The 25,037-nt window shown below is 71.5% G+C and carries 19 protein-coding genes; 9 read left to right on the top strand and 10 right to left on the bottom strand.

Going from position 1 to position 25,037, the window contains the following annotated elements; genetic code table 11:
* The first annotated feature begins 19 nt into the window (after window positions 1-19).
* The 3 genes from AQJ54_RS07660 to AQJ54_RS07650 all read left to right on the top strand — a co-directional run bounded on the left by AQJ54_RS07660 (window position 20) and on the right by AQJ54_RS07650 (window position 3,721).
* The gene (locus AQJ54_RS07660; RefSeq protein WP_062235346.1) at window positions 20-1,354 is read left to right on the top strand and encodes an LLM class flavin-dependent oxidoreductase; all 1,335 of its coding nucleotides are present in this window, start codon (window positions 20-22) and stop codon (window positions 1,352-1,354) included.
* A gap of 14 nt (window positions 1,355-1,368) precedes the next feature.
* The gene (locus tag AQJ54_RS07655; RefSeq protein ID WP_062027518.1) at window positions 1,369-2,265 is read left to right on the top strand and encodes a TauD/TfdA dioxygenase family protein; all 897 of its coding nucleotides are present in this window, start codon (window positions 1,369-1,371) and stop codon (window positions 2,263-2,265) included.
* A 112-nt stretch (window positions 2,266-2,377) separates the two neighbouring features.
* Complete coding sequence (locus AQJ54_RS07650) at window positions 2,378-3,721, top strand: amino acid permease (RefSeq protein WP_062235343.1); 1,344 nt, start codon at window positions 2,378-2,380, stop codon at window positions 3,719-3,721.
* Window positions 3,722-3,847: 126 nt separating this feature from the next.
* On the opposite strand, the gene AQJ54_RS07645 is transcribed toward AQJ54_RS07650, so the two are convergent.
* The 3 genes from AQJ54_RS07645 to AQJ54_RS07635 form a co-directional block, all read right to left on the bottom strand.
* Window positions 3,848-4,624 carry an SAM-dependent methyltransferase gene (locus AQJ54_RS07645; protein ID WP_062235340.1) on the bottom strand — a complete coding sequence of 259 codons (777 nt, stop codon included), beginning with the start codon at window positions 4,622-4,624 and terminating at the stop codon, window positions 3,848-3,850.
* 12 nt (window positions 4,625-4,636) lie between these two features.
* Window positions 4,637-5,260 carry a histidine phosphatase family protein gene (locus tag AQJ54_RS07640; protein WP_062235337.1) on the bottom strand — a complete coding sequence of 208 codons (624 nt, stop codon included), beginning with the start codon at window positions 5,258-5,260 and terminating at the stop codon, window positions 4,637-4,639.
* Between the two features lie 65 nt (window positions 5,261-5,325).
* Window positions 5,326-6,738 (bottom strand): FGGY-family carbohydrate kinase, encoded by a 1,413-nt coding sequence (locus AQJ54_RS07635; RefSeq protein WP_062237018.1) that lies wholly within the window; start codon window positions 6,736-6,738, stop codon window positions 5,326-5,328.
* Window positions 6,739-6,846: 108 nt separating this feature from the next.
* Between AQJ54_RS07635 and AQJ54_RS07630 the strand changes: the two genes are divergently transcribed.
* Both AQJ54_RS07630 and AQJ54_RS07625 read left to right on the top strand, forming a co-directional pair.
* Entirely contained in the window at window positions 6,847-7,890 is a 1,044-nt protein-coding gene (locus AQJ54_RS07630; RefSeq protein WP_062027509.1) for a 2-hydroxyacid dehydrogenase, read from the top strand.
* Between the two features lie 21 nt (window positions 7,891-7,911).
* Entirely contained in the window at window positions 7,912-9,339 is a 1,428-nt protein-coding gene (locus AQJ54_RS07625; protein WP_062235334.1) for an FGGY-family carbohydrate kinase, read from the top strand.
* 267 nt (window positions 9,340-9,606) lie between these two features.
* Here the strand turns inward: AQJ54_RS07625 and AQJ54_RS07615 are convergent, their stop codons facing one another.
* Window positions 9,607-10,269, bottom strand: coding sequence for a mycothiol-dependent nitroreductase Rv2466c family protein (locus AQJ54_RS07615; protein WP_062027505.1), 663 nt, complete (start codon window positions 10,267-10,269; stop codon window positions 9,607-9,609).
* A 137-nt stretch (window positions 10,270-10,406) separates the two neighbouring features.
* Between AQJ54_RS07615 and pepN the strand changes: the two genes are divergently transcribed.
* The gene (pepN, locus tag AQJ54_RS07610) at window positions 10,407-12,995 is read left to right on the top strand and encodes an aminopeptidase N (RefSeq protein WP_062235331.1); all 2,589 of its coding nucleotides are present in this window, start codon (window positions 10,407-10,409) and stop codon (window positions 12,993-12,995) included.
* Between the two features lie 206 nt (window positions 12,996-13,201).
* The gene (locus AQJ54_RS07605) at window positions 13,202-14,248 is read left to right on the top strand and encodes a hypothetical protein (protein WP_062027502.1); all 1,047 of its coding nucleotides are present in this window, start codon (window positions 13,202-13,204) and stop codon (window positions 14,246-14,248) included.
* A 117-nt stretch (window positions 14,249-14,365) separates the two neighbouring features.
* On the opposite strand, the gene AQJ54_RS07600 is transcribed toward AQJ54_RS07605, so the two are convergent.
* From AQJ54_RS07600 to AQJ54_RS07575, 6 genes are all read right to left on the bottom strand, one after another.
* Entirely contained in the window at window positions 14,366-15,547 is a 1,182-nt protein-coding gene (locus tag AQJ54_RS07600; protein ID WP_062235328.1) for a glycosyltransferase, read from the bottom strand.
* Window positions 15,548-15,690: 143 nt separating this feature from the next.
* Window positions 15,691-16,866: a serine hydrolase domain-containing protein gene (locus AQJ54_RS07595; protein WP_062235325.1), complete on the bottom strand. Its 1,176-nt coding sequence runs from the start codon at window positions 16,864-16,866 to the stop codon at window positions 15,691-15,693.
* A gap of 100 nt (window positions 16,867-16,966) precedes the next feature.
* Window positions 16,967-18,736: a TIGR03767 family metallophosphoesterase gene (locus AQJ54_RS07590; protein ID WP_062235322.1), complete on the bottom strand. Its 1,770-nt coding sequence runs from the start codon at window positions 18,734-18,736 to the stop codon at window positions 16,967-16,969.
* A gap of 232 nt (window positions 18,737-18,968) precedes the next feature.
* Window positions 18,969-19,436 (bottom strand): NUDIX hydrolase, encoded by a 468-nt coding sequence (locus tag AQJ54_RS07585; protein WP_062235319.1) that lies wholly within the window; start codon window positions 19,434-19,436, stop codon window positions 18,969-18,971.
* A 9-nt stretch (window positions 19,437-19,445) separates the two neighbouring features.
* Window positions 19,446-20,321, bottom strand: a complete 876-nt coding sequence (locus AQJ54_RS07580) for a pyridoxamine 5'-phosphate oxidase family protein (protein WP_062235316.1) — start codon at window positions 20,319-20,321, stop codon at window positions 19,446-19,448.
* Between the two features lie 2 nt (window positions 20,322-20,323).
* The gene (locus AQJ54_RS07575) at window positions 20,324-20,767 is read right to left on the bottom strand and encodes a VOC family protein (protein WP_062235313.1); all 444 of its coding nucleotides are present in this window, start codon (window positions 20,765-20,767) and stop codon (window positions 20,324-20,326) included.
* Window positions 20,768-20,884: 117 nt separating this feature from the next.
* Here AQJ54_RS07575 and AQJ54_RS07570 point away from each other — a divergent pair, with 117 nt between their 5' ends.
* Complete coding sequence (locus tag AQJ54_RS07570; RefSeq protein WP_062235310.1) at window positions 20,885-21,448, top strand: CGNR zinc finger domain-containing protein; 564 nt, start codon at window positions 20,885-20,887, stop codon at window positions 21,446-21,448.
* Window positions 21,449-21,710: 262 nt separating this feature from the next.
* Complete coding sequence (locus AQJ54_RS07565) at window positions 21,711-25,004, top strand: S8 family serine peptidase (protein WP_062235307.1); 3,294 nt, start codon at window positions 21,711-21,713, stop codon at window positions 25,002-25,004.
* Window positions 25,005-25,037 lie beyond the last annotated feature (33 nt).

Here is a 25,037-nt window from a genome sequence, read left to right as displayed (position 1 = left end):
CCGCAGCAAAGGAACCACCATGCCCCGCCACCTCCACCTCAACGCCTTCCTCATGACCACCGGGCACCACGAAGCCTCCTGGCGGTTGCCCGAGAGTGATCCGTTCGCCCATGTCTCGCTCGACCACTACGTACGGCTGGCGAAGATCGCCGAGCGCGGTACCTTCGACTCGCTCTTCCTGGCCGACGGGCCGCAGTTGTGGAGCAGTCTCGCCCAGCGGCCCGCCGGTGCGCTGGAGCCGCTGACCCTGCTGACCGCGCTGGCGACGGCCACTGAGCACATCGGGCTGATCGCGACCGCCTCCACGTCGTACAACTCGCCCTACAACCTGGCCCGGAAGTTCGCCTCGCTGGACATCATCAGCGGGGGCCGGGCGGGCTGGAACATCGTCACCACGGCGGGCAGGGAGGCCGCCCGGAACTTCGGTCTGGAGCACGAGCCCGCGCACGCGGAGCGGTACGCCCGGGCCGGTGAGTTCCTCGACGTCGCCCTCAAGCTCTGGGACAGCTGGGAGGACGACGCGATCGTCGGCGACAAGGCCGCCGGCGTGTGGGGCGACGACGCGAAGATCCATCCACCCCGCCACAAGGGGACGTACTTCAGCGTCGAGGGCGCACTCAACGTCCCCCGCTCACCGCAGGGTTACCCGCTGCTCGTGCAGGCCGGGTCGAGCGAGGACGGCAAGGAGTTCGCGTCCCGGTACGCGGAGGCCGTGTTCACCGCCCAGCAGACCATCGAGGACGCGCGGGCCTTCTACGCCGACCTCAAGGCACGGACCGCCGCGGTGGGCCGCGACCCCGAGCACATCAAGGTGCTGCCCGGCATCGTGCCCGTCATCGGCGCCACGGAGTCCGAGGCGCTCGCGAAGGAGCAGGAACTGGAGGACCACATCGTGCACCGGCACGGCGTGGCCAATCTGGAGCGGCTGCTGCAACTGCCCGAGGGGTCGCTGGAGTTGGACCGACAGCTGCCCGCGGACCTGCCGCCCGAGTCCGCCATCGAGGGCGCCAAGAGCCGGTACACGCTCGTCGTGGAGCTGGCCCGGCGCGACCGGCTCACCGTGCGGCAGCTGATCGGGCGGCTGGGCGGCGGGCGCGGTCACCTCACCTTCGCCGGTACGCCCGAGCAGGTCGCCGACGCCATCGAGACCTGGTTCACGCAGGGCGCCGCCGACGGCTTCAACATCATGCCCCCGGTGCTGCCCTCGGGCCTGGACGCCTTCGTCGACCACGTGGTCCCGATCCTGCGCACCCGCGGCCTGCTCCGCACGGAGTACGGACCGCGCACCACCCTGCGGGAGCGCTACGGCCTCCCCCGCCCCGCCAACCAGCACGTCCAGCCCGTCTACGCCTAGGAAGGACCCCTCCCATGTCCGGTATCGAGATCCGCAAGGTCACCGCCCACATCGGCGCCCACGTCTCGGGTGTCGACCTCTCCCGGCCGCTCGACGAGGAGACGGCCACCGCACTGCGGGACGCCCTCAACGTCCACAAGGCGCTGGTCTTCAGCGACGTGAACCTCGACGACGAGGGCCAGCAGGCCTTCGCCCGGCACTTCGGCGAGCTGACCACCGCCCACCCGACCGTGCCCGCCGTCGACGGCGCCCCGAACGTGCTGCCCGTCGACAGCGAGGGCGGCCAGGCCGCCAACCACTGGCACACCGACGTCACGTTCGTCCTCAACCCGCCCCAGGCCAGCACCCTGCGCAGCCTGACGATCCCGCCGTACGGCGGTGAGACCCTGATCGCCAACTCGGCGGCCGCGTACCGGGATCTGCCGCAGCCCCTGCGGCGCCTCGCCGACGAACTGTGGGCCGAGCACACCAACGACTACGACTACGCCGTACCGGAGGAGTCCGTCGACGAGGAACAGGCCGCCCGGCGCGCCCGGTTCACCTCGATCAAGTACCGCACCGCCCACCCGGTGGTCCGGGTGCACCCGCTGACCGGTGAACGCGGGCTGTTCATCGGCGGGTTCGCGCAGCGGATCGTGGGGCTGTCGGCGGGCGAGTCCCGCAAGCTGCTGGACATCCTCCAGTCGTACGTGACCCGCCCGGAGAACCTGCTGCGGCACCGCTGGTCGGAGAACCAGCTGGTCCTCTTCGACAACCGCATCACCCAGCACTACGCCGTCGACAACTACGACGGCCTGCCGCGCCGGCTGCACCGGGTGACCATCGCCGGGGACGTCCCGGTGGGCATCGAGGGCAAGGAGAGCTGGTCGATCGAGGGCGACGCCTCGCACTACACGTCCGTGGCCGCCTAGTCACGATCCGTGCCGAAGACGTCCGCATGATGGGCGGTCTCCCCTGTGACCAGGGGAGACCGCCCAGACTGTGGGCGTTTTTGCCGTCTCACGCACTGGACGAACCGCGCCCATGCCCAGCACCACGGTCACGACTCCACAAGAGTCCGCCGCCTCGCTCTCCCACGGTCTCAAGCAGCGCCATCTGTCGATGATCGCCCTCGGCGGGGTGATCGGCGCCGGACTGTTCGTCGGCTCCGGCGCGGGGATCGCCGCCGCCGGCCCGTCGATCGTCCTCGCCTACACGCTCTCCGGCCTCCTCGTGATGCTGGTGATGCGGATGCTCGGCGAGATGTCGGCCGCCCACCCCTCCTCCGGTTCCTTCTCCGCGCACGCCGAACGGGCGATCGGCCCGTGGGCCGGGTTCACGGCCGGGTGGTCGTTCTGGGTGCTGCTGTGCACGGCCGTGGGCCTGGAGGGCATCGGCGCCGCGAAGATCGTGACCGGCTGGCTGCCCGGGACCCCGGAGTGGGCCTGGGTGGCCCTGTTCATGCTGGTCTTCTGCGCCACGAACCTGGCCGCGGTGAAGAACTTCGGCGAGTTCGAGTTCTGGTTCGCCGCCCTGAAGGTCGGTGCGATCGGCCTGTTCCTGGTCCTGGGCGTCCTGGCGATCGCCGGCCTCCTGCCCGGCACCGACTCCCCCGGCACCGCGAACCTCACCGAGTTCTTCCCCGGCGGCGGCGAGGGCCTGGTCGTCGGCCTGCTCGCCTCGGTGTTCGCCTACGGCGGTCTGGAGACGGTCACCATCGCCGCCGCCGAGTCCGAGGACCCGGTGCGCGGGGTGACGAACGCGGTCCGTACGGCGATGTGGCGGATCGGGCTGTTCTACATCGGCTCGATGGCGGTCATCGTGACCCTGGTCCCCTGGGACGCGAAGGCCGTCGTGGAGAAGGGCCCCTATGTCGCCGCCCTCGACTCCCTCGGCATCCCCGGCGCCGGGCAGCTGATGAACGTGGTGGTGCTGGTGGCGCTGCTCTCGGCGATGAACGCCAACGTCTACGGTTCCTCGCGCATCGCCTACTCGCTCGTGCAGCGCGGTCTGGGCCCGAAGGCGCTCGGCCGGGTGTCCGGCGGCGTGCCGCGGATCGCGGTGCTGGTCTCGTGCGGCTTCGGCTTCGGCTGTGTGGTGCTGAGTTACTGGCGGCCGGACGACGTCTTCTCCTGGCTCCTCAACATGATCGGCGCGGTCGTCCTCGTCGTCTGGATCATCGTCGCCGTCTCCCACCTGCGTCTGCGCCGGTCCCGGGCCTTCCCCGTCCTGACCTGGGTCGCCCTGGCCGGCATGGCGGCGATCCTCGTCCTGATGGCTCGGGAGCCGGGCACCCGGGTGCAGCTGTACGCGACGGGTGCGATGACGCTGGCGCTGGCGGTCGCCGGATACGCACGACAGAAGGGGCTTCCTGTTGCTACCGTGTAGTTGCAAGCTAGTTGCAATAAGGCGCCTCGCCTCGTGATCGTCTTCTCAACCTTCACGGGGGCGGGTGGAGAAAGGAAGGCCCCCGCGAGGACGTGACTCGCGGGGGCCTTCCGTGTCCGGGGGCCGTCAGGGCTTGCGGCCGACACCGCCGTGCTGGCCGATCGGGGCCGGGGTCGCGTCGCCGTCCGGGCGCCACAGCGGGACCGACACCACCCCGGGGTCCACCAGCTCCAGGCCCTCGAAGAACCCCTCGATCTTCTCGACCGGACGCAGGAAGTAGGGCACCGCGCCGGTCTCGTTGTAGGCGTCCTGGGCCTGCTCGTAGTCCGGGTCGGTGCCGCGCGACCCGTCGTTGACGCAGAGGTAGCTGCCGGAGGGCAGACCCGCCAGCAGCCTGCGGACCAGGTCCCGGGCCAGGTCGTAGTCGGCGACATGACCGAGCAGACCGCTGAGGATCAGGGCCGTCGGACGGGTCAGGTCCAGGGTCCGGGAGGCGGCCTCGAGGATCTTCTCCGGCTCGTAGAGGGTGAGGTCCTCGTACGCCGTCTCGCCCTCCGGGGTGGAGGTGAGCAGGGCGCGGGCGTGGGCGAGGACCAGCGGGTCGTTGTCGACATAGACGATCTTGGCGTCGGGGGCGTGACGCTGGGCGACCTCATGGGTGTTGTCGACCGTGGGCAGCCCGGTGCCGACGTCCAGGAACTGGCGGACGCCCGCCTCCTCGACCAGGTACCGGATGCTGCGGCCGAGAAAGGCGCGGCTGCTGCGGGCGATCGTGACGATCCCCGGGAAGACGGCGGTGTAGGCGTCGCCGGCCGCCTCGTCGACGGGGTAGTTGTCCTTCCCGCCGAGCCAGTAGTTCCAGATCCGGGCCGAATGCGGCACCGAGGTGTCGATCTCCGTCATGTTCCTATCGTGCTACGACCGGTCCTGCTCGCACGGCACATTGAGTGAGAGAAGTGCGGCGGATCCGTCCTTGTCGAGGCGGAGTTCGGTGATCGCCGCGTTGCGCAACCGCGGGAACACTCTGCGGTACTCCGCGAGCGGGATCCCGAGGAGGCTGCACAGCACCAGCCGCAGCAGGGTGTTGTGGGCGACGACCAGCACCCGCTCGCCGCGATGCGCGGCGGCGATGCGGCGCAGGGCGGCGGTGCCGCGGGCGGCGGCGTCCAGGGGGTTCTCCGCGCCGGGGAAGGGATACGCCACCGGGTCCGCCCGGAACGCCTCGGCCGCGTCGGGGACTTCGGCGGCGAACTCGTTGAGGGTACGGCCCTCCACCACCCCGAAGTCGCACTCTCTGAGGTCGGGTTCGCGGTGCGGTTCTCTGCCGAGGGCGCGGGCGGCTGGTTCCGCGGTGGCGATCGCTCTCGACAGGGGTGACGTCCAGATCGCGTCGGGGCGGTTGGTGGCGGCCCAGCGTCCGAGTGCGTTCGCCTGTGCGCGGCCTTCGTCGGTGAGGCCGATGTCACTGACGCCGGCGTAGCGGTTCTCGGCGTGCCAGATCGTTTGGCCGTGGCGGGCCAGGAGGAGGGTTGTGCTCATGGCTTGGTCCCGTCGTCGTGTGCGGCGCCGTCGTGGCTGGTCGCGCAGTTCCCCGCGCCCCTGGGTTAGTTCAGTCGACCGTGCGCATGCGCGGCGACCGGCGTTGGGAGCCAGCCTCGCTCGGTGAGTTCGTCGAGGAGGCGGGCGTACGGCTCGGCGAAGAGGGTGGTGCGCTCCGGGTTCGGAGCGAGCGTCGTGCGGATGCGGACCATGCGTTCCGCGACGTCCGCCAAGGGCTCGCCCGTGACGCCGTGGGCCGCCAACGCGGCCATGCCCAGGGCCGGTTCGGTCTGTTCGGGGACCCGGGCCGGGCGGCCGAGGATGTCTGCGCGGAGCTGGTTCCAGTACGGGCTGCGGGCCGCGCCGCCCGTGAAGGTGAGCGGGCCGTCGAGCGGGGCGCCCAGATGGTGGAGGTAGTCGAGGCAGAGCCGCTCGGCGAGGGCTACGCCCTGGAGGAGGCCGGCCCAGCGGTCCGCGTCGTCGGCCGGGGTGCCGAGGGTGAGGGCGGTGGCGTCCGGGGCGCGGAACGGGAACCGCTCCCCGCGCGAGACCAGCGGGTAGGCGACCGCGCCGGACGGCTCGTAGGCGGCCGCCCGCTCGTCCATGGCCGCGGGATCCAGGTCCGCCGGGAGCGCCCCGGCGCCCACGCTCGACGCCCCGCCCGGCAGCCAGGTCCCGTCCGGCGCGCGGTGGTTGTAGACCACGCCGGTGGGGTCCCGGACCGGTTCCGGGGCGGCCCCCTTGAGCACGAGGGTGGTGCCGAGCACCGAGTTCCAGGAGCCGGGCCGCAGGGCGCCCGCCGCGATCTGGGCCGCGCAGCCGTCGGTCATCCCGGCCACGACCGGGGTCCCGGCGGGGATGCCGGTGGCCTCGGCGGCGGCCGGGCAGACCTCGCCGAGCCGGGTGCCGGGGCGGACCACCTCGGGGAGATCCAGGTCGACGTCGGGCCAGGCGTCGCGCTCCAGGTCGTAGCCCGTCTTGAGGGCGTGGCTGGAGTCGGTGGGCACCGGTCGGCCGACCAGCCGGGCGGTGACGGTGTCGGGCTGGTGGGTGACCCGGCCCTTGCCGTGGCCGGCGACGAGCCACAGCGCCTTGGGCAGCGCCCAGGTGTCCTGGACCGCGAGCCCGGCCGCACGCAGCGCCGCCGCCTCGGTCGCCGCGCGGGCGTCGTCGTACATGAGCGCCGGGCTCGTCGGCCGGCCTGCCGCGTCCGTCAGCAGGACCGTCCCCGAGGTGCCGCAGACCGCGAGCCCTCCCAGGCGTACGCCCGACCGGGTGAGAAGCGCGGAACGGGTCGCCGTGCGGACCGCCTCCCACCACTCCCCCGGGTCCTGCTCGTGCCGTACGCCCTCGCGCCGGCCGTCGAGCGGGGCGGAACCCCGGCCCAGCACGGTTCCGGCGGCCGAGACCAGCAGCGCGCGCACGCTCTGCGTGCCGAGGTCGATCCCCAGCCACGCCGTCTCGTTCTCGTCAGTCATCTCGGTCATCTCCGCCCTGCCGGCACCTCCCACCCGCACGGGGTCTATGCGTACCCCGGACCGGCGGCTCAACATCGTGTCAGTGAAGCGACGATCCGGAGGTCGACGATGACCCAGAGGACCGAGCCCGTACGTGTCGTGGCGGCCGGCGACCACTTCGTGCTGCCGGGGCTGATCGCCGGGGCCGTCGAGGCCGAGCTGGGCGGCATCGCCGTGCAGACGAAGGAGTTGACGCTCGGCTGGCCCCTCGAACCCTTCGGGCCCGTCTCCGAGGTGACGGAGGCGAGCGACGCCGAGGACGAGCTGATCGAGGCGCTGGACGGCGCGGAGGTCCTCGTCACCCAGATGGGCCCGGTCACCGAACGGGTCCTGGACGCGGCCGACCGGCTGAAGCTGGTGGTGGTGTGCCGGGGCGGCCCGGTCAACGTGAACCTGGACGCGGCCAAGGCCCATGACGTACGGGTGTGCTTCGCGCCCGGCCGCAACGCCGCCGCCACCGCCGAGTTCACCGTCGGCATGCTGCTCGCCGCCCTGCGCCGCATCCCGCAGGCCCACGACCTGCTGGCCGCCCAGGGCAAGTGGGAGAGCGGCGCCGCCTACTACACCTACGAGCACAGCGGCCTCGAACTGGAGGACCTGCCCGTCGGGCTCGTCGGCTACGGGGCCGTGGGCAGCCGGGTGGCACGCGTGCTGTGCGCGTTCGGGGCGCAGGTCATGGTGTACGACCCCTATGTGCGCGGCGAGATCCACGGTCTGCGGGTGCACTCCCTCGACCATCTCCTCGCCCGGTCCCGGGTCATCACCCTGCACGCCCGGCTCACCTCCGAGACCCGCGGTCTGATCGGCGCCCGGGAGCTGGGGCTGCTGCCCGAGGGGTCGGTCGTGGTGAACGTGGCCCGCGGCCCGCTGATCGACGAGTCCGCCCTGTGCGACGCCCTGGAGAGCGGCCGGCTGTCGGCGGCCGCCCTCGACACCTACGAGCTCGAACCGCTGCCCGCGGACTCCCGGCTGCACGCCCTGGCCGACCGGGTCGTCCTGACCCCGCACCTCGGCGGGGCGAGCCGGGCGGTGGCCGAGAAGGCGGCGAGGATCGCGGCCGAGGAGGTGGGCCGCTGGGCACGCGGGGAGCGGCTGGCGCACTGCCTGACGTGACGGTCGTAGAAGGGAATCCGAATGTACGTCGGTATCGATGTGGGCACGTCCGTCGTCAAGGCCGCCGCCTTCGACGGTGAGGGACGCCAACTGGCCGTCGAGTCACGCCCGGTGGAGCTCTCCCTGCACGGCGGGTTCGTCGAGCAGGACATGACGGAGGTCTACGGCGCCGTCGTCGACGTCCTCGCCAAGCTGACCGCGCGGGTGCCGGAGCCGGTGGAGCTGGCCGGGCTGACCGGGCAGGGCGACGGGGTGTGGCTGGTCGACCGGGAGGGGCGGCCGGTGCGGTCCGCGGTGTCCTGGATGGACGGGCGGGCGCACGAACTGCTCGACCAGTGGCTGGCGGACGGCACCTTCGAGACCGTGTTCCGGCGGACCGGCGGCGCGATGTTCCCGGGCTCGCCGGGACCGCTGCTGGCCTGGCTGGACCGGTACGACCCGAAGTCCCTGGACGCCGCCGCGGCCGCCGTGTACTGCAAGGACATGGTCTTCCAGCGGCTGACGGGCGCGGCGCTCGCCGTGACGGACGTGTCGGACGCGTCGATGCCGTTCCTCGATCCACGGACCCGGACCTACGACAACCGGGTGGTGGAGCTGCTGGGGCTCACCCGTCGGCGACGGCTGCTCCCGTCGGTCGGCGACCCTCTCGCCACCGGCGAGGCCCGCGGCGAGGGGCTGCCGTCCGGGACGCGGATCTCCAACGGGCCCTACGATCTGCCGGCTTGTGCGCTGGGGGCTGGGGTCACCGCGCCGGGGGACGGTCTCCTGATCGTCGGGACCTGTCTGGCGGCGCTGGTCGCCACGACCGAGCTGGATCTGAGCGGTGAGCCGGCCGGGCTGTTCATCTCCACGGACCGGCCGGGGCACCGGCTGCGGGCGATGCCGGCGATGGTCGGTACGGCCGCGCTGGACTGGGTCCTGTCGACGACCGGCGTCACGCACGCGGAGGTGGACGGGCTGCTGGCGTCGACCCCGCCCGGGGCGCGCGGGGTGCGGGTGCTGCCGTACTTCGCCCCCTCCGGGGAGCGGGCTCCCTTTGTCGAGCCTCGTCTGCGGGCCGAGTTGAGCGGGGTGTCGCTGGAGACGACGCCCGCGGATCTGGTCCGGGCGACCTGTGAGGGGATCGGGTACGCGGCTCGGCACTGTCTGGAGGCGGCGGGGCTGACGGGCGCTCTCGCTGTGTGCGGTGGGGGGACCCGTAGTTCCGCGTGGATGCAGTTGCTGGCGGATGTGCTCGGGCGGCCGCTCAGGGTTGTGGAGGGGGAGGTGGGGGCTCGGGGGGCGGTGTTGGCCGCGGCCGAGCGGTTCGGGGTTTCCCTGGACGCCGGGGTGTGGACCGAACCTACGGCTGTTGTCGAGCCGGATCCGGGGCGGTCCGCGTACTACTCCGAGGGGTTCCAGGAGCATTTGGGACGGTTGGATGTGGCTCGGGGACGGGCCGGTCGTTAGCCGCAGGTTTCGTTGTGGCTGGTCGCGCAGTTCCCCGCGCCCCTGAGGGGGTTGCAGTTCACGGTGTTCATGCGGTGCTCGAATTGCGGCGGGAGTCTTCAGGAGTTCCGCGCGCTCACTGATGACGAGAAGAAGTTCGTGCGGGAGCACAAGCCCAGGCATACCCGCCTGGGCTCGTACTACCGGTGTGCCCGTGATGGGTGTCTGCGGTATCAGCGGCTCGGGGATCAGAACGACGGGGGTTCGTTCCCCGAGCCGGAGAAGTGACTACAGGTTGCTGAAGTCCGGGCCCTTGGTACGGGTGCGCTTGATCTCGTAGAAGCCCGGGACCGAGGCGACCGCCACGGTGCCGTCCCAGAGGCGGGCCGCCTCCTCGCCCTTGGGGGCGGGGGTGACGACCGGGCCGAAGAAGGCGATCTGCTCGCCGTCGGGGCCGGGGACCGCGATGACCGGGGTGCCGACGTCCTGGCCGACCTTGTCGATGCCCTCCTTGTGGGAGGCGCGCAGCTCGGCGTCGAACTCGAAGTCCTTCTGGTCGAAGTACTCGATCAGGTCGGCGGGCAGGCCGACGTCCGCGAGGGCGCCCTCGACGGCCGCACGCGTCGGGCCCTGGCCCTCGTTGTGGATCCGGGTGCCGAGCGCGGTGTAGAGCGGGCCGAGGATGTCGGAGCCGTGCTTCTGCCAGGCCGCGGTGACGACCCGGATCGGCTGCCAGGCCTTGGTCTCCAGCAGCTCGCGGTACTCCTCGGGCAGCTCGTCGATCTTCGGCTCGTTGAGGACGGCGAGGCTCATGATGTGCCAGCGGACCTCGATGTCGCGGACCTTCTCGACCTCCAGGACCCAGCGGGAGGTCATCCAGGCCCAGGGGCACAGCGGGTCGAACCAGAAGTCGACGGGGGTCTTGCCGGAGGCGGTCGCGGTCTCGGACATGGGTCTCCTAGAGAAGTGTTCGTTTCCTGCCGCAACACCGGCCGCCGCCCGCCCCATTCCCGGCTGACCGATGTCAGGGGCACATGGCAGGATCGGGCCTGTCCGCATGCTGAACACCATCCGAGGGAGCATCGCCCGTGCCCGGTGAGAATCTGTCCCGTGACGAGGCCCGGGAGCGGGCCGCCCTGCTGTCCGTCGACGGGTACGACGTGTCCCTCGACCTGCGCTCGGCGGTCGGCGACCAGGCCGGGGACGGCCCGCGCACCTTCCGGTCCGTGACCACGATCCGCTTCCGGTGCAGCGAGCCGGGGGCTGCCAGTTTCGCCGACCTGATCGCGCCGAGCGTGACGGCCGTGTCGCTCAACGGCCGGGACCTCGACCCGGGAGAGGTCTTCGACGGCTCCCGGATCGCCCTGGAGGACCTGGCCGCCGACAACGAACTGGTCGTCGACGCCCAGTGCGCCTACTCCCGCACCGGCGAGGGCATGCACCGCTTCGTCGACCCCGAGGACGGCGAGGTCTACCTCTACACGCAGTACGAGCCGGCCGACTCCCGCCGGGTCTTCGCCAACTTCGAGCAGCCGGACCTGAAGGCGCCGTACCGCTTCGAGGTGCGGGCACCGGAGGGGTGGACGGTGTGGAGCAACGGGGCCGGGACGCTGACGGACGGGGTGTGGCGGTTCGCGGAGACCAAGCCGATCTCGACGTACATCACCTGTGTCACCGCGGGCCCGTACCACTATGTGACGGACACCTACGAGCGCGTCCTCGACGACGGCACCCGCCTGGAGATCCCCCTCGGCGCCCTGTGCCGCAAGGGGCTCGCCCCCTACTTCGACTCCGACGACGTGTTCCTCGTCACCAAGCAGGGGCTGGACTTCTTCCACGAGCACTTCGACTACCCGTACCCCTTCGGGAAGTACGACCAGGCGTTCGTGCCGGAGTACAACCTCGGGGCGATGGAGAACCCGGGTCTGGTGACCTTCCGCGAGGAGTTCATCTTCCGCGGCAAGGTCACGCAGGCGTCCTACGAGGGCCGGGCCAACGTCATCCTGCACGAGATGGCGCACATGTGGTTCGGCGACCTGGTCACCATGGTGTGGTGGGACGACCTGTGGCTGAAGGAGTCCTTCGCGGACTTCATGGGCACCTTCGCCAACGTCGGCGCGACCCGCTTCAAGGACGCCTGGATCACCTTCGCCAACCGCCGCAAGGCCTGGGCGTACCGCGCCGACCAGCTGCCCTCCACGCACCCGATCACCGCCGACATCCGCGACCTCCAGGACGCCAAGCTCAACTTCGACGGCATCACCTACGCCAAGGGCGCCTCCGTCCTCAAGCAGCTCGTCGCGTACGTCGGCCAGGACGCGTTCCTGGAGGGTGCCCGGCGCTACTTCAAGCGGCACGCCTACGGCAACACCCGCCTCGGTGACCTGCTGTCGGTGCTGGAGGAGACCAGCGGCCGCGACATGGGCGCGTGGGCGCGGTCCTGGCTCCAGACGGCCGGGGTCAACTCGCTGACCCCGCAGGTGCTGCTGTCCGCGGAGGGGCTCGTGGACGAGCTCGCGGTCGTCCAGGAGGCCGCCGAGTCCCACCCCGAGCTGCGGCCGCACCGGGTGGCGGTGGGCCTGTACCGGGCCGCGGCGGACGGGACGCTGGAGCGGTACGCCCGCGCCGAGGTGGACGTGGACGGGCCGCGCACGGTGGTGGCCGAGCTGGCGGGCGCTGAGGCGCCGGCGCTGGTCCTGGTCAACGACGACGACCTGACGTACTGCAAGATCCGCTTCGACACGACCTCGCTGGAGACCCTGAAGTCCGGGCTCGGTTCGGTGGCCGATCCGCTCGCGCGGGCCCTGTGCTGGTCGGCGCTGTGGAACATGACCCGGGACGCGCTGCTGCCCGCGCGGGACTTCGTGGAGCTGGTGACGCGGTTCGCGGGACGGGAGTCCGACATCGGCGTGCTCCAGATGCTGCACGCCTGGGCGGAGTCGGCGGTCACGCACTACGCGGCCCCCGACTGGCGTGCGCGCGGGGCGGCACTGCTCGCCGATTCCGCCCGCCGCGAGCTGCTGGAGCGGACCGGGCCGGGCAGCGAGCACCAGCTGGCGTGGGCGCGCTTCTTCGCCCGCACCGCCGAGGAGCAGGGCGACCTCGACCTGCTGCGGGGGCTGCTGGACGGCACCACGACCGTGCCGGGCCTGGAGGTCGACCAGGAGCTGCGGTGGGCGTTCCTGGAGCCGCTGGTCGTGCACGGACTCGCCGGCGAGAAGGAGCTGGAGGCGGAGCTGGCCCGGGACGACACCGCGTCCGGCAAGCGCCACCAGGTGCGCTGCCTGGCCGCGCGGCCGTCGGCGGCGGTGAAGGCGCAGGGCTGGGCGCAGGTCGTGGAGTCGGACGCGCTGTCCAACGCGCTGGCCGAGGCGACGATCGCGGGCTGGGGGCGGCCGGCCCAGCGGGAGCTGCTCGCCCCCTACACGGAGAAGTACTTCGCGGCGCTCACCCGGATCTGGCGGGACCGTTCGATCCAGATCGCGATGAACATCGTCTCGGGGCTGTTCCCCTCGCTCCAGGACTCGACGGCCACCCTGGACGCGGCCGACGCGTGGCTCGCGGCGCACGAGGACGCGGCGCCGGCGCTGCGCAGGCTGGTCCTCGAGGGGCGGGACGATCTGGCGCGGGCGCTGCGGGGACAGGCGTGCGACGCAGGGGCCGTCAACCAGGGCTGACCTCTGGCCCGAGCTTGAGCGTCGGGTAGCCGTTACGAAATCCGTTCCATCACAGCCGTAACCCCTGGTCCCACCCGAATGGACCAGGGGTTTTCGGTGCCCCATCGGCATCCGAACATCCGTCCTTTAGTGCTGTCTTGTCCGTATTTGTCGACGGCCCTGTAACAGCGGTTAGCGGGCCGATCGGGTGCGGGAATCTCCGCTGCATGAACCACAACACCCCGGTCCCCCCGCTCTCCCCCCGCCCCCTCCGCCACCTCGCCGAGGTGCACCGCCGGGTCATGACGGCCGGCCGGCTCCGCGCGCAGGGCGTCTCGGTCGCCGAAGCCAACGAGCAGTGCCGGCCCGGCGGCCCCTGGCAGCAGCTCCTCCCGGGCGTCTTCCTGCTCCACCCGGGCCCGCCGACCAGCGAGGAGCGACTGCACGCGGTACTGATGTACGCGGCACGGGAACGCGGCACCGGGGTGCCGTCCCAGCCGGGCGCCGAGGACCCGCACCGCCCTGTGTACGCCGAGGCGATGATCACGGGCCTCGCGGCACTGACCCTGCACGGTTTCAGCTCGACCCCGCCGCTGCTCTCCCTGGACCGCATCGACGTGCTGGTGCCCCGGATGCGCCGGCTGCGCTCGGCGGGCGGCGCGCGGATCGTCCGTACCTCGGCGCTCCCGGCCCCCGAGCAGGTCACCGGCCTCCCGGTCGCCCCGGTCCCGCGCGCCCTCGCGGACGCGGTCACCGAGCTGACGGACGCGGGCGCGGTACGCCGGCTGCTGACCGAGGCGGTGCGCGGCGGGCACTGCGAACCGGCCGCCGTCGTCAGGGAGTTGAACAACGCCAAGCTGCTGAGCCGCCCGCACGTGGTGGACGCGGTGGACTCCCTGCTCGCCGAGGGCCGGGCCATCGCGGAGGACCGCCTCTACCGCATGGTCCGGGAGTACGGCCTGCCCGACCCGGTCTGGAACGTCGACCTGCGGCTCCCGGGCGGCCCCCACCTGGGCGGCCTGGACGCGTACTGGCCCGACCAGGCGGTGGCGGTGGAACTGGACACGCGGGCCCCGCGTCAGGACGAGGACGCCTTGTGGTCGGAGTACGCCCGCAAGCGCGAGCACCTGGAGCGGCTCGGCATCACGGTCGTCCACATCACCCCGCGCAAGCTCCGGGACGCGATGGAGCAGCAGGCCACGGTCGTCCGTACGGCCCTGATGGCCTCCGGCGACCGGGATCCGGCCGCCTATGTCGTGGTCCTGCCCCGGTAGTGACGGACCGGGGAGGGATCAGGAGGGGAGAGGAGGGGCCCACCGGGACTGGGGAACCGGGGGCCCCTCCTCGTTGTGCGTGCGGGGCCCTCGTCGCGGGGACGCGGGCCCCCGTGCTCAGAACGGGTCGGGGAGGCGCGTGGTGGTGCCCGCGGCCGCGCGGTCCAGCAGGGTCGCGTACGAGGCGATCATCCTCGTGCGGCTGAAGCGTTCCCGGCTCGCGGCCAGGGCCGGGGCGAGGTCGGCGCGCGAGGCCACTGCCCGTGACCAGGCCGTCGCGATCACCTCCGGGTCCGGGGCGGTGACCAGGCCGAGGCCCGCGACGATCGCCGCGCTGTCGCCGACGTCCGTCGCCACCGGGACCGCGCCGCACATCATGCCCTCGATCAGACACAGCGGGGCCGCCTCGCCCCAGGCGGAGGTGAGGGCGACGACGTCGGAGGCCGCGTACAGCGACTCCATGTCACGGCGGACGCCGAGCAGCCGCAGCCCCCGGTCGGCGAGGCCCGCGGCACCCGCGAACGCCGTCGCGATGTCGGCGGTGAGACCGGGGTTCGCCGCCGTCATGCCCGCCCCGCACAGCAGCACCTGACCGTCCGGGACGCGCGCGAGCCAGGCGCGGGCGGCGGCGAGCAGCAGGGGGACGTTCTTCATGCCGTCGTAACGGGCGGCGAAGACGACCACGGGAGCCGCCGGGTCGATGCCGAGTTCGGCGCGCAGGGTACGGCGGCGGGAGGCGTCGGGGCGGAAGCGGGCGAGGTCGACGCCGTTGGGGATCACGTGGAGGAGGTCGGCGGGGATGCCCGCGGCCCGGTAGGCGTCCCGGGTCGACTCGGCGCAGCAGACACAGGCCACGACCGTGCCGTCGGCGATGGCGGCCCTCAGCTCGTCGAGGGCGGGGCCCTGGTTCTCCGGGTCGGAGCGGTGCAGGCAGACCACGACCGGGCGGCGCGGCAGACCCGCCTGGTTGAGCAGCGCGAGCGGCTGCTCCTTGAGGGAGAGGATGACGTCCGCGCCGGCCGTCACCCGGGCCGTTTCGGCCAGCTCCGGGCCGGTGAATCCGTCCGGAACGCCGGTGCCGCGGTAGGTGCGGTCGAGGGAGGTGACACCCACTCCGGCCGCGGTCAGCGCCCGGTAGCAGGTGTCGTCCGTCATCCGCTGCCGGGTCGCCTCCCGGTGCACCTCGCCGTACAGGCTCAGCACCCGATGGTGCTGGCCGCCCTCGGTGAGGCCCAGCACGATGTCACTGTGGACGATCCGGGCCCCACCGGAGAAGAAGCCCTCGTAGACCGACAGCACTCGCAGTTCGCGTCCCGTACGCACACGACCACCCGCCTTGCACACAAATCGAGCCATCCCCGTGAAGTGCGGGTTAGCCGATATGAGGCGGTACGGACGTTACGCCCGGATGAACTCTGCAATTCGGGACGGGGTCGGGGCGTCTACTTGCCGCAGAACTCCGCCTCGATCACGGCGTCGGTGTCTCCCGACCAGTCGCCGTTGAAGTTGAAGGCGAGGGAGTGCCGGCCGTCGGCCGTGGTCACGGCCACGGAGCTGGAACCGTGGATGCCGCCGTCGTGACCCCAGACATGGACCCCGCAACTCAGCTTCCGGTCGATCAGGGCGAGGCCGTAGCCGGCGTTCGGGATCCCCTCGACGGGCACCGTGGCCTTCATCTCCTTCAGCTGCTTCGGCGGCAGCAGCCTGCCCTTCAGCAGGGCCGAGTAGAACCGGTCCAGGTCGGCCGAGTCGGAGATCATCTCGCCCGCCGAGGAGGCCAGCGAGGGGTTCAGCCGCGTGACGTCGTACGTCGGCCCCGTCGCCGTCTCCGCCAGCTTGGAGTAGGCACGGCTGCTGGGCCCCGGGACGGTGACGCGGGTGCCGGGGACGGAGGTGGCGGTCAGGTGCAGCGGGTGGATGATCCGGTGCCGGATCTCCTCGCCGTACGGCCGCCCGGTGACCTTCTGGATCACCATGCCCGCCAGTACGTAGTTGGTGTTGGAGTAGTTCCAGGAGGTGCCCGGCGCGAAGTCCGGCTCGTGGGCCATGGCGATCGCGACGAGCTGTCCGGGAGCCAGGGTGTCGTAGCGATGCTCGAAGAAGCCGTCCTTGAGGAAGTACGTGCGCCCGAACGTCTCGTCGGACGTGTAGTCGAAGATGCCGCTGGTGTGGTTGAGGAGCTGGCGCAGGGTGACCCGGCTGCCGTCGTGGCCGTTTCCGTGCACCACGCCGGGCAGCCACTTGTCCACGGTGTCGTCGAGCGACAGCCGTCCCTCCGCCTCCAGCTGGAGGACGACGGTGGAGACGAAGGTCTTGGTGATGGAACCGACGCGGTAGCGGTCGTCCGCCGAACGCGGGGCGTGCGTGCGCAGGTTGCCCACCCCGGCGGTGGTCGACCAGCTGCTCCGGCCGTTCCTCGCGGTGAGCGTCACCCCGGGCACGCCGTCCTGCACGGCGGCGCGGACGGCCTGCCGGGTGGCCTCGTGGGTGTCGGTGCGGGTGGTGCCGGCCGCCGTCGCCGGAGCGGTGTCGGTGCCGGCCGCCATCGCCGGAGCGGCGAGCCCGGTCGCGAGGGCCACGGCGGTCGCCCCGACCACCACAGTCGTCCGTACGGTCATGTCTTCCCCCTGGTTCCGGCACGCTCGGCGAGCGTGATCGGCGGGAGAGACTCCCGCCAAGGAGGGAAGGTTGAGGTGGATCAGGAGGGTTGAGCTGATTTCAGCCCTTCTTCAGCACCAGCTCCGTGTTCCGGTCCACCGCGCCGCCGCCGAGCTTGTTGCTCGAACCCGGGGCGTTGTAGGCCAGTTCGCGGTAGAGGGCGGCGAGGCCGGTCTGGGAGAGGTCGGTGAAGTCGGTGCGGTGGGGGGCCGCGGACTCGACCAGGGTGGTGAAGACCGAGATCGTGCCGTCCTTGTTGTCCACCAGCTCGATGATCCGGGCCAGGTGCGGGAAGTCGATGTGGGAGGCGGTGGAGATCTCCCAGAAGGAACGGCCGTCGGGGGCGGCGTGGGCGGTGATCACATTGCGGTGGATGTGGCCGTTGACCCAGGCGAGGACGTTGCTGTGGCTGGCGAGGAGGGCGACGACGTCGGCGCCGCCGTACCGCCGCTCGCCCGGGTGGGCCGGGTCCCGCCGCAGGTTGTCCATCGAGTCGCTGGTGTGGTGGCTGAAGACGACGGCGAACGAGTCCTTGTTCTCCCGCAGCGTCCGGTCCAGCCAGCGCAGCTGCGCGGCGCCGATGGAGCCCTGGTAGTGGCCGCCCGGGTCGGTGGTGTCGAGGCTGATGCCGATCACGTCGTCGGCGATGCGGAAGCTGTAGTACTGGGTCCCCGCGTCGAGGTTGGCGGTGGAGTAGCCGTGGCCGACCGGGCCCACGCCCCGGTACGCGGGGTCGAGGTGGGCCTTGAGGTAGTCGCGGGCGGTGTAGGGGGCGCGCCGCTCGTCGGGGGTGACCGAGCGCATGCTGCGGGCATGCGCCTTGAGGAAGTCGCGGAAGTGGTGGCCCTGCGGGTCGCTCGCCTTCCTGATCGTGTCCTGGAGCTTCTTCGCCTCGGACGCGGGCAGCGACATGAGCTTCTTGCCGCCGACGGCGTACTCGGCGAGCCAGGAGTCGCCGTGGCCGAAGCAGCCGAGCGGCAGGCTGTCGTGGTTGCCGACCGTGGAGTACCAGGGGATGTTCAGGCCGGGGCTGTTGACCTCGCGGATGGCGGCGGCGAGATAGCCCTTGAGGTGCGGGAAGCCCAGCCGCTTGTCGTTGTCGCGGGTGGTCGAGTCGGGCTGCCAGTACTGGTTGAGTCCGCTGTTCTGGACGCCCTCGTAGTGGCGCGGGTCCCCGGAGTTGGGGGTGATCCGGCCGCCGCTCATGACGGTGAGGAACCAGTCCAGCTCGGTGTGGGAGTTGTTGTCGGTGTTGTCGCCGGTCGTCATGGCGAACTGGAGCGGGGCGCCGGTGACCGGTCCGCCGCGCAGCGCGTTGACCCGCTCGACGAGGGAGATCGCGCCGGGCACGGTGAGCGCCTCCTGGGGTCGCCAGGCGTGCACGTCGGTGGAGCGCAGGTACTCCAGGCGTGCCGGGTGCTGGCTGTCCATCAGGTGCAGGTCGGTGAACTGCACGAAGGCGGCCAGCGAGGTGCGGCGGCCGGCCCGCCCGCTCTTCGGTGCGGCGAGGTCGGAGCGCACCTTGCGGCTCCAGCCGGGACCGTCGCCCAGGCGCCGGTAGCCGGAGGAGGTGCGCGGGGCGGCGATGGAGGCGACGGTCGTGCCGCGGGTGTACGGGGCGAGGGGGGCCTCGGCCGGGGCGGCGGCCTGGTGGACGGTCCGGGCCACCGGCGCCTCGGCGGCCCCGGTGGTGGCCGTCGCGGCCTGGCTGTCGGTGGGCCGCAGGGCGTAGCCGATGCCGGCGGAGGCGGCGGCCGCGCCCGCGGTGGCGAGGACGGTCCGGCGGTGGACCGCCGGCTGGGTGCTGGCGACAGAGCGTGTGCGCGACATGGCGCGATCTCCCCGAGTGCGAACTGCGTCGGCAGTGGTCGCGGGTGATCGCGTTCGCGAACGACCCGCTCGCTCTGGATGCTTGGCACCGGGAATGACCTGCGCGTGAACGAGACGGCAACGCGCAACGCCGATCACCGTACGTGGATCTTCGCCCACCCCGCGCGTTCAGGAGCGCTCGTCGAACGGCCGGGGAGTGGTCACGCCGTGTTCATCTCGCGGGGTACGACACCTATTCCGCGGGCGGGTTCGACACCGGGTCCGCGGGCCGCCCGGTCGCCGGTCGCTCGCGCCACAGCCGCAGGCCGTAGTCGACCAGGGGCACGCGTTTCAACGCGAGTACCGCGTCCAGGTCGTGCCATGCGGCCATGTCCGTGGAACCGCCGATCTCGTACCGCAGTTCGCCCGCGGTGACCCTGGCCTCGTAGACGAGTCCGACGCCGTGGTGGTCGACGGAGCGGCCGCGGCGGCGAAGGGGGATCCGGTGCGACCTGACACCGAGGAGGCCGGTGACCTCGATGCGGTACCCGGTCTCCTCCTCCACCTCCCGCAGCACCGTGTCGTAGGGGTCCTCGCCGTGCTCCATGCCGCCGCCCGGCAGCGTCCACTCCGGCAGGCCGTCGTTGAGCCAGCGGGCCAGCAGGATCTGTTCGTCCCGGACACATATGGCGTAGGCCGCCACCCTCAACTTCTTGCGCATACGGGCAAGTTAGCCCGCCGGGTCCGGATTGGCCGGTGAGTATTCGGGCGCGGACCAGCGCAGCGGGAGCGCCGAGGGGGTCTCGATCACCTCCCGTACGGTGAAACGGACCCTGCGGTCCTCGCCGTACTCGGTGTGCGCCTCGCCGGTCAGCTGGAGTGCCGTGCCGGTGGTCCAGTCGAGGAACAGCAGACCGGCGCGGGGGTCGGCGGCGAGGTTGCCGAGGGTGAGGAACATGGAGTTGCCGGGGTAGTCGCGCCAGCTGAGCTCGCCCGGTGAATCGACGCGCACGAAACCGGGGTTGCCGCCCCGGTGGCTGGCGTCGGCCCCGCCCTCGTGCACGGTGGCCAGGAAGAAGGTGTCGGCCGCGGTGACGAATCCGGCCTGATCGTCGGTGAGTTGGGCGGTGCGCCGGGGTTCGCCCGGTCGGCGGTCCGGCACGAACTCGTACGACTGCCTCTTCTGGAGGTACTTCGGGCAGTTGGAGAACACCTGGTCGGCCTCGATCGCGAACCCCCGTGCCGTGGGCGCGAGTCGGCCGTTGAGGCGCATCCGGCGGCGGGTGCGGGGGTCGAGGGCGATCGTGCCGACGGGGGTGCCGGGGGTGGCGTACGCGGTCGCGAGGGGGTCGGAGGGCAGCGGACCGCCGGCGACCGAGACGCGGTGCGGGCCGGTCGCCCGGACGAAGCCCGGCGATCCCGTGAGCGGCGAGGCCCAGACCCGGCCTTCCGCGGCGGCACCGACGACCAGGAGGGGCTGGAGCTCCAGGAAGGCCGCGGCGATCTCCCGGATGCCCCGGCCGACCGAGCGGCCCACGTGGTCGGCCTGCTCGCGCACCCCGACCCGGTCCTGCACGGCCCGTGAGCCCGCGTGATAGACGCCCATGACTAGAAGAACCCGCAGGTCGGAGCCGTACCGGAGGGCGCTGGGGCCCCTTCGGCGCCGCTGGGTACGGAGATCTCCAGGCGGGTGCCGTCCGGGTCGTGGAAGAAGATGCCGCCCGACCCCGCGCCCTCGCGGTGCGCGACCACGCCCTCGTGGGCGAAGTCCGCCCCGAAGGCCCGCAACGCCTCCTCGTACTCCCTGACCCGCTCGATCGAGTCCGCCTCGAAGGCGAGGTGGTGCAGGCCCGCGCGGTCGGGGCCGTACGGCTGCCCGGCCTGCTGCCAGAGGGTGAGGACGAGGGTGTCGCCGTCGCCGAGGAAGGCGTACCGACGGTCTTCCTCCTTGCCCTCGGCGAGAGCCGTGAAGCCGAGGACGTCCCGGTAGAAGGCGAGCGAACGGTCGAGGTCGGTGACGTTCAGGCCGATGTGGCCGGTGCGCAAGGTCATGGCTGTCCCCTTCAGCTTGCGTAACCCTTATAACCCTTGTCATCGACTTTAGAGGTTAGAGAGGCCGCGCGCAACCAGTCACGTACGCTTGAGGGGTTAGTACGGAAGGGAGCCCCCATGCCTGCCACCGGCGACCAGCGCCCGCGCACCGGCGACCCGCGCCCGCTCACCGGCGAGCCGCTCGCGCTGGACCTGCTCAACACCCGCTGGATGAGCGAGGGGACCCTCCAGGACCTGCTCACCGACGTCGACGGACTCGGGGTGTGGCTCGCGTCGGCGGGCCTGAGCGGCGACCACTCCCCCGACAGCCGGATGCTGCGGAACGTGCGGCAGGCCCGCGAGGCCCTGCGGACCGCGGTGGACGGGCCACTGGAAGAAGGCGCCCCGCTGGTGGACGCGGTCCTCGCGCACGGCCGGGTCCGGGTCTCACTGACCCCCCACGGCCCCGTCGAGCTGCCCGAGTTGAGCGACCCCGCCTGGGCACCCGCCTGGCTCGCCGCCCGCAACTACCTCGAACTGCTCGACACCGCGCCCGACCGGATCCGGTCCTGCGCCCACGAGTCGTGCGTGCTGCACTTCCTGGACACGTCGAGGAACGGCACCCGGCGCTGGTGCTCGATGGCGACCTGCGGCAACCGGGCGAAGGCGTCCCGGCACTACGCCCGCGTCAAGGACGCGTGAAAAGGCTTTCCCAGGGCTCCCCAAGGCTTCCCAAGGGTTCGCCGGGGTGAATTGACCGCTTCGTCAAGGAACTTCACCTATGCCCTAATGGGCATCGCGGGTTTTCCCCATACAGCCATATCGATTCGGTCAACTCTCCCTAAACATCCTTCCCATGCGTAAAGCTGGGCGCTCATCCGGGGTCGTATTCCGGATCACCGTGGCCAGGACCGATCGGTCCCGGTCACACGCCTGCTCGTTCCTTTACTCACAAGGGATGCCGATGACCCTCACCCCCCAGAGCGACCGGATATCGGGCGCGAGACGTGTGGCGCGCATAGCCGCGGCCGCCGGACTGGTTGCCGCACTCTCCGCGGCGGGGCCGATACCGATGGCCTTCTCCGCCGACGCGGGCACCACCCCCGCGGCATCGGACCCGGGCCTGAAGTCCGCCGACCAGAAGCTCGGTTCGGACGACGCCGACGCGCTGGCCGAGGCCAAGGCCGCCGGCGACAAGAGCATCACGCTGATGGTCGCCACCGCCCCCGGCAGGACCGAGCAGGTCGCCGCGGAGCTGGACGCGGTCAAGGGCGGCCTGGTGGGCAAGACCTACGACAAGCTCGGTTACGTCCGGGCCACCGTCCCCACCGCGAAGGCGGACGCGGCCATCGCCGCCGCCGCGAAGCTGTCCTCCGTGCACGGCATCGACGTCAAGCAGGACATCCCGCTGGACGACCCGACGCCGAGCGCCGACACCGCCAAGGGCGCCGCGCACAAGGCCGCGAAGACCTACCCGGCGCCGAGCGCGAAGACGCCCGCCGAGAACCCGTACAACCCGTCCTTCGAGACGGGCGCCGTCGACTTCGTGCAGGACCACCCGAAGGCGGACGGCCGCGGGGTCACCATCGGCATCCTGGACTCGGGTGTGGACCTCGGCCACCCGGCGCTCCAGAAGACCACCACCGGTGAGCGGAAGATCGTCGACTGGGTGACGGCGACCGACCCGGTCTCCGACGCCGACGCCACCTGGCGGCGGATGAACAACCCCGTCAGCGGCCCCACCTTCACCATCGCGGGCGCCACCTGGAAGGCCCCGGCGGGCTCCTACCAGTTCAACCTGTTCCGCGAGTCGGCCACGGCCGGCGGTGACGCCAAGGGCGACGCCAACCGCGACGGCGACACCACCGACGTCTGGGGCGTGCTGTACGACGCGGCCGCCGGAACCGTCCGGGTCGACCTGAACAACAACAACGACTTCTCCGACGACACGCCGATGAAGCCGTACAAGGACGGCTTCCAGGTCGGTTACTTCGGCACCGACAACCCGGCGACCGACGTCGTCGAGCGTCAGCCGTTCGTCATCGAGATCCGCAAGGACGTCGTCTACGACGCCGCGGGCAGCAAGGCCGACTACGTCAACATCGGTGTCATCGAGTCCGAGCACGGCACCCACGTGGCCGGCATCACCGCCGCCAACGGCCTGTTCGGCGGCAAGATGAACGGCGCGGCCCCGGGCGCGAAGCTCGTCTCCTCCCGTGCCTGCACCTGGACCGGCGGCTGCACCAACGTGGCGCTGACCGAGGGCATGATCGACCTCGTCGTCAACCGCGGCGTCGACATCGTCAACATGTCGATCGGTGGCCTGCCGGCGCTGAACGACGGCAACAACGCGCGCGCCGAGCTCTACACGCGCCTCATCGACACCTACGGCGTCCAGCTGGTGATCTCCGCGGGCAACTCCGGCCCCGGTGCCAACACCATCGGCGACCCCGGTCTGGCCGACAAGGTCATCTCGGTCGGCGCGACCATCTCCAAGGAGACCTGGGCCGCCAACTACGGCTCCGTCGTGGAGAAGAAGTACGCCATGATGCCGTTCTCCTCGCGCGGTCCGCGTGAGGACGGCGGCTTCACGCCGACCCTGTCGGCCCCGGGCGCGGCCATCAACACCACGCAGACCTGGCTGCCGGGCTCCCCGGTCGCCGAGTCGGGCTACACGCTGCCGGCCGGCTACTCCATGCTCCAGGGCACCTCGATGGCCTCCCCGCAGGCCACCGGCGCCTCCGCGCTGCTCCTGTCGGCCGCCAAGCAGAAGCACATCGCGCTGACGCCGGCCACCCTGCGCACCGCCCTGACCTCGACCGCCCAGCACATCAAGGGTGTGCAGGCGTACGAGGAGGGCGCGGGCCTCATCGACATCGTGGACGCCTGGGACGCCATCAAGGACGGCGCCACCGCGAACACCTACACCGTGAAGGCCCCGGTCGACACCGCGATCGACCAGCTCCTGAAGACCCCGGGCTACGGCACCGGCATCTACGACCGCGAGGGCGGTCTGAAGGCCGGTCAGAAGAAGACGTACGACGTCACCATCACCCGTACGTCCGGCCCGGACAAGGCGCTCCGCCACGAGCTGTCCTTCGACAACAACGCCGGGAACACCTTCCGGATCCTCGGCAAGGACGACATCCGGCTCCCGCTGAACCAGCCGGTGACCGTCAAGGTGCAGGCCCAGCCGAAGTCCGCTGGTCTCAAGAGCGCGATCCTGGTCGTCGACGACCCGCGGACCGAGGGCGCCGACCAGCAGATCCTGAGCACGGTCGTCGTCTCGGCGCCGGTGAAGTACACCTACACCGCGTCGAACACCGTGCAGCGCAACAGCACCCAGTCGTACTTCGTGACCGTGCCCGCGGGCGCCAAGTCGCTGGAGGTCGCGATCGGCGGGCTGAAGGACAAGAGCCAGACCCGCTTCATCGCGATCCACCCCTACGGCGTCCCGGTCGACAACACCGGCACCCCGTACTGCTACAACGACTACCTCGACGGCAACGGCTGCAAGCCGGACGTCCGTTCCTACGCCGACCCGCAGGCCGGTGTCTGGGAGATCGAGGTCGAGTCGCGCCGCACCTCGCCGCTGCTCGACAACCCGTACAAGCTGGACGTCGCCGTCTACGGCGCGGCCTTCGACCCGGAGACCGTGACCGTGCCCGAGGCCAAGGTCGGCACCCCGGCCACCGCCTCCTGGAAGGTGACCAACCAGTTCGCCGCGATCGACGGCAAGCTGGCCGGCGGCCCGCTCGGCTCGTCCAAGTCGGCCCGCCCGTCCATCAAGGAGGGCGAGACCCAGACCACCACGGTCGAGGTGCCCGCGGGCGCCAAGTCGCTCGACGTCGCCATCGGCAACGTCTCCGACGCCTCCGCCGACCTGGACCTGACGGTCTACAACTCGGCCGGCACCGTGGTCGGCACCTCCGCCGACGGTGACTCGGAGGAGGCCGTCTCGGTCGCCTCGCCGGCCGCCGGCACGTACACCATCGAGGTCGCGGGCTACGCGGTCCCGGCCGGCACGACGGCGTACGACTACCAGGACGTGTTCTTCTCCAGCGCCCTGGGCACCGTCACCGTCGCCGACACCCCGGTCAAGCTCGCCAACGGCGCCTCGACCACCGTCTCCGGCAGCGTCACCGCCCTGGCGCCCGCTCCGGAAGGCCGCGAGTTCTTCGGCCAGGTCAGCCTGGTCAACGCGCGCGGCACGGTCGCCGGCCTCGGCAGCGTGAAGATCGAGAAGGTCACGCCGTAACACTTCTCACGCCGTAACACTTCTCCGTACGGC

The sequence above is a fragment of the Streptomyces griseorubiginosus genome, assembly GCF_001514195.1.
Taxonomy (GTDB): domain Bacteria; phylum Actinomycetota; class Actinomycetes; order Streptomycetales; family Streptomycetaceae; genus Streptomyces; species Streptomyces griseorubiginosus.
The sequence above is the reverse complement of the archived record's forward strand: the minus strand, read 5'-3'. Positions and strand labels throughout refer to the sequence as shown.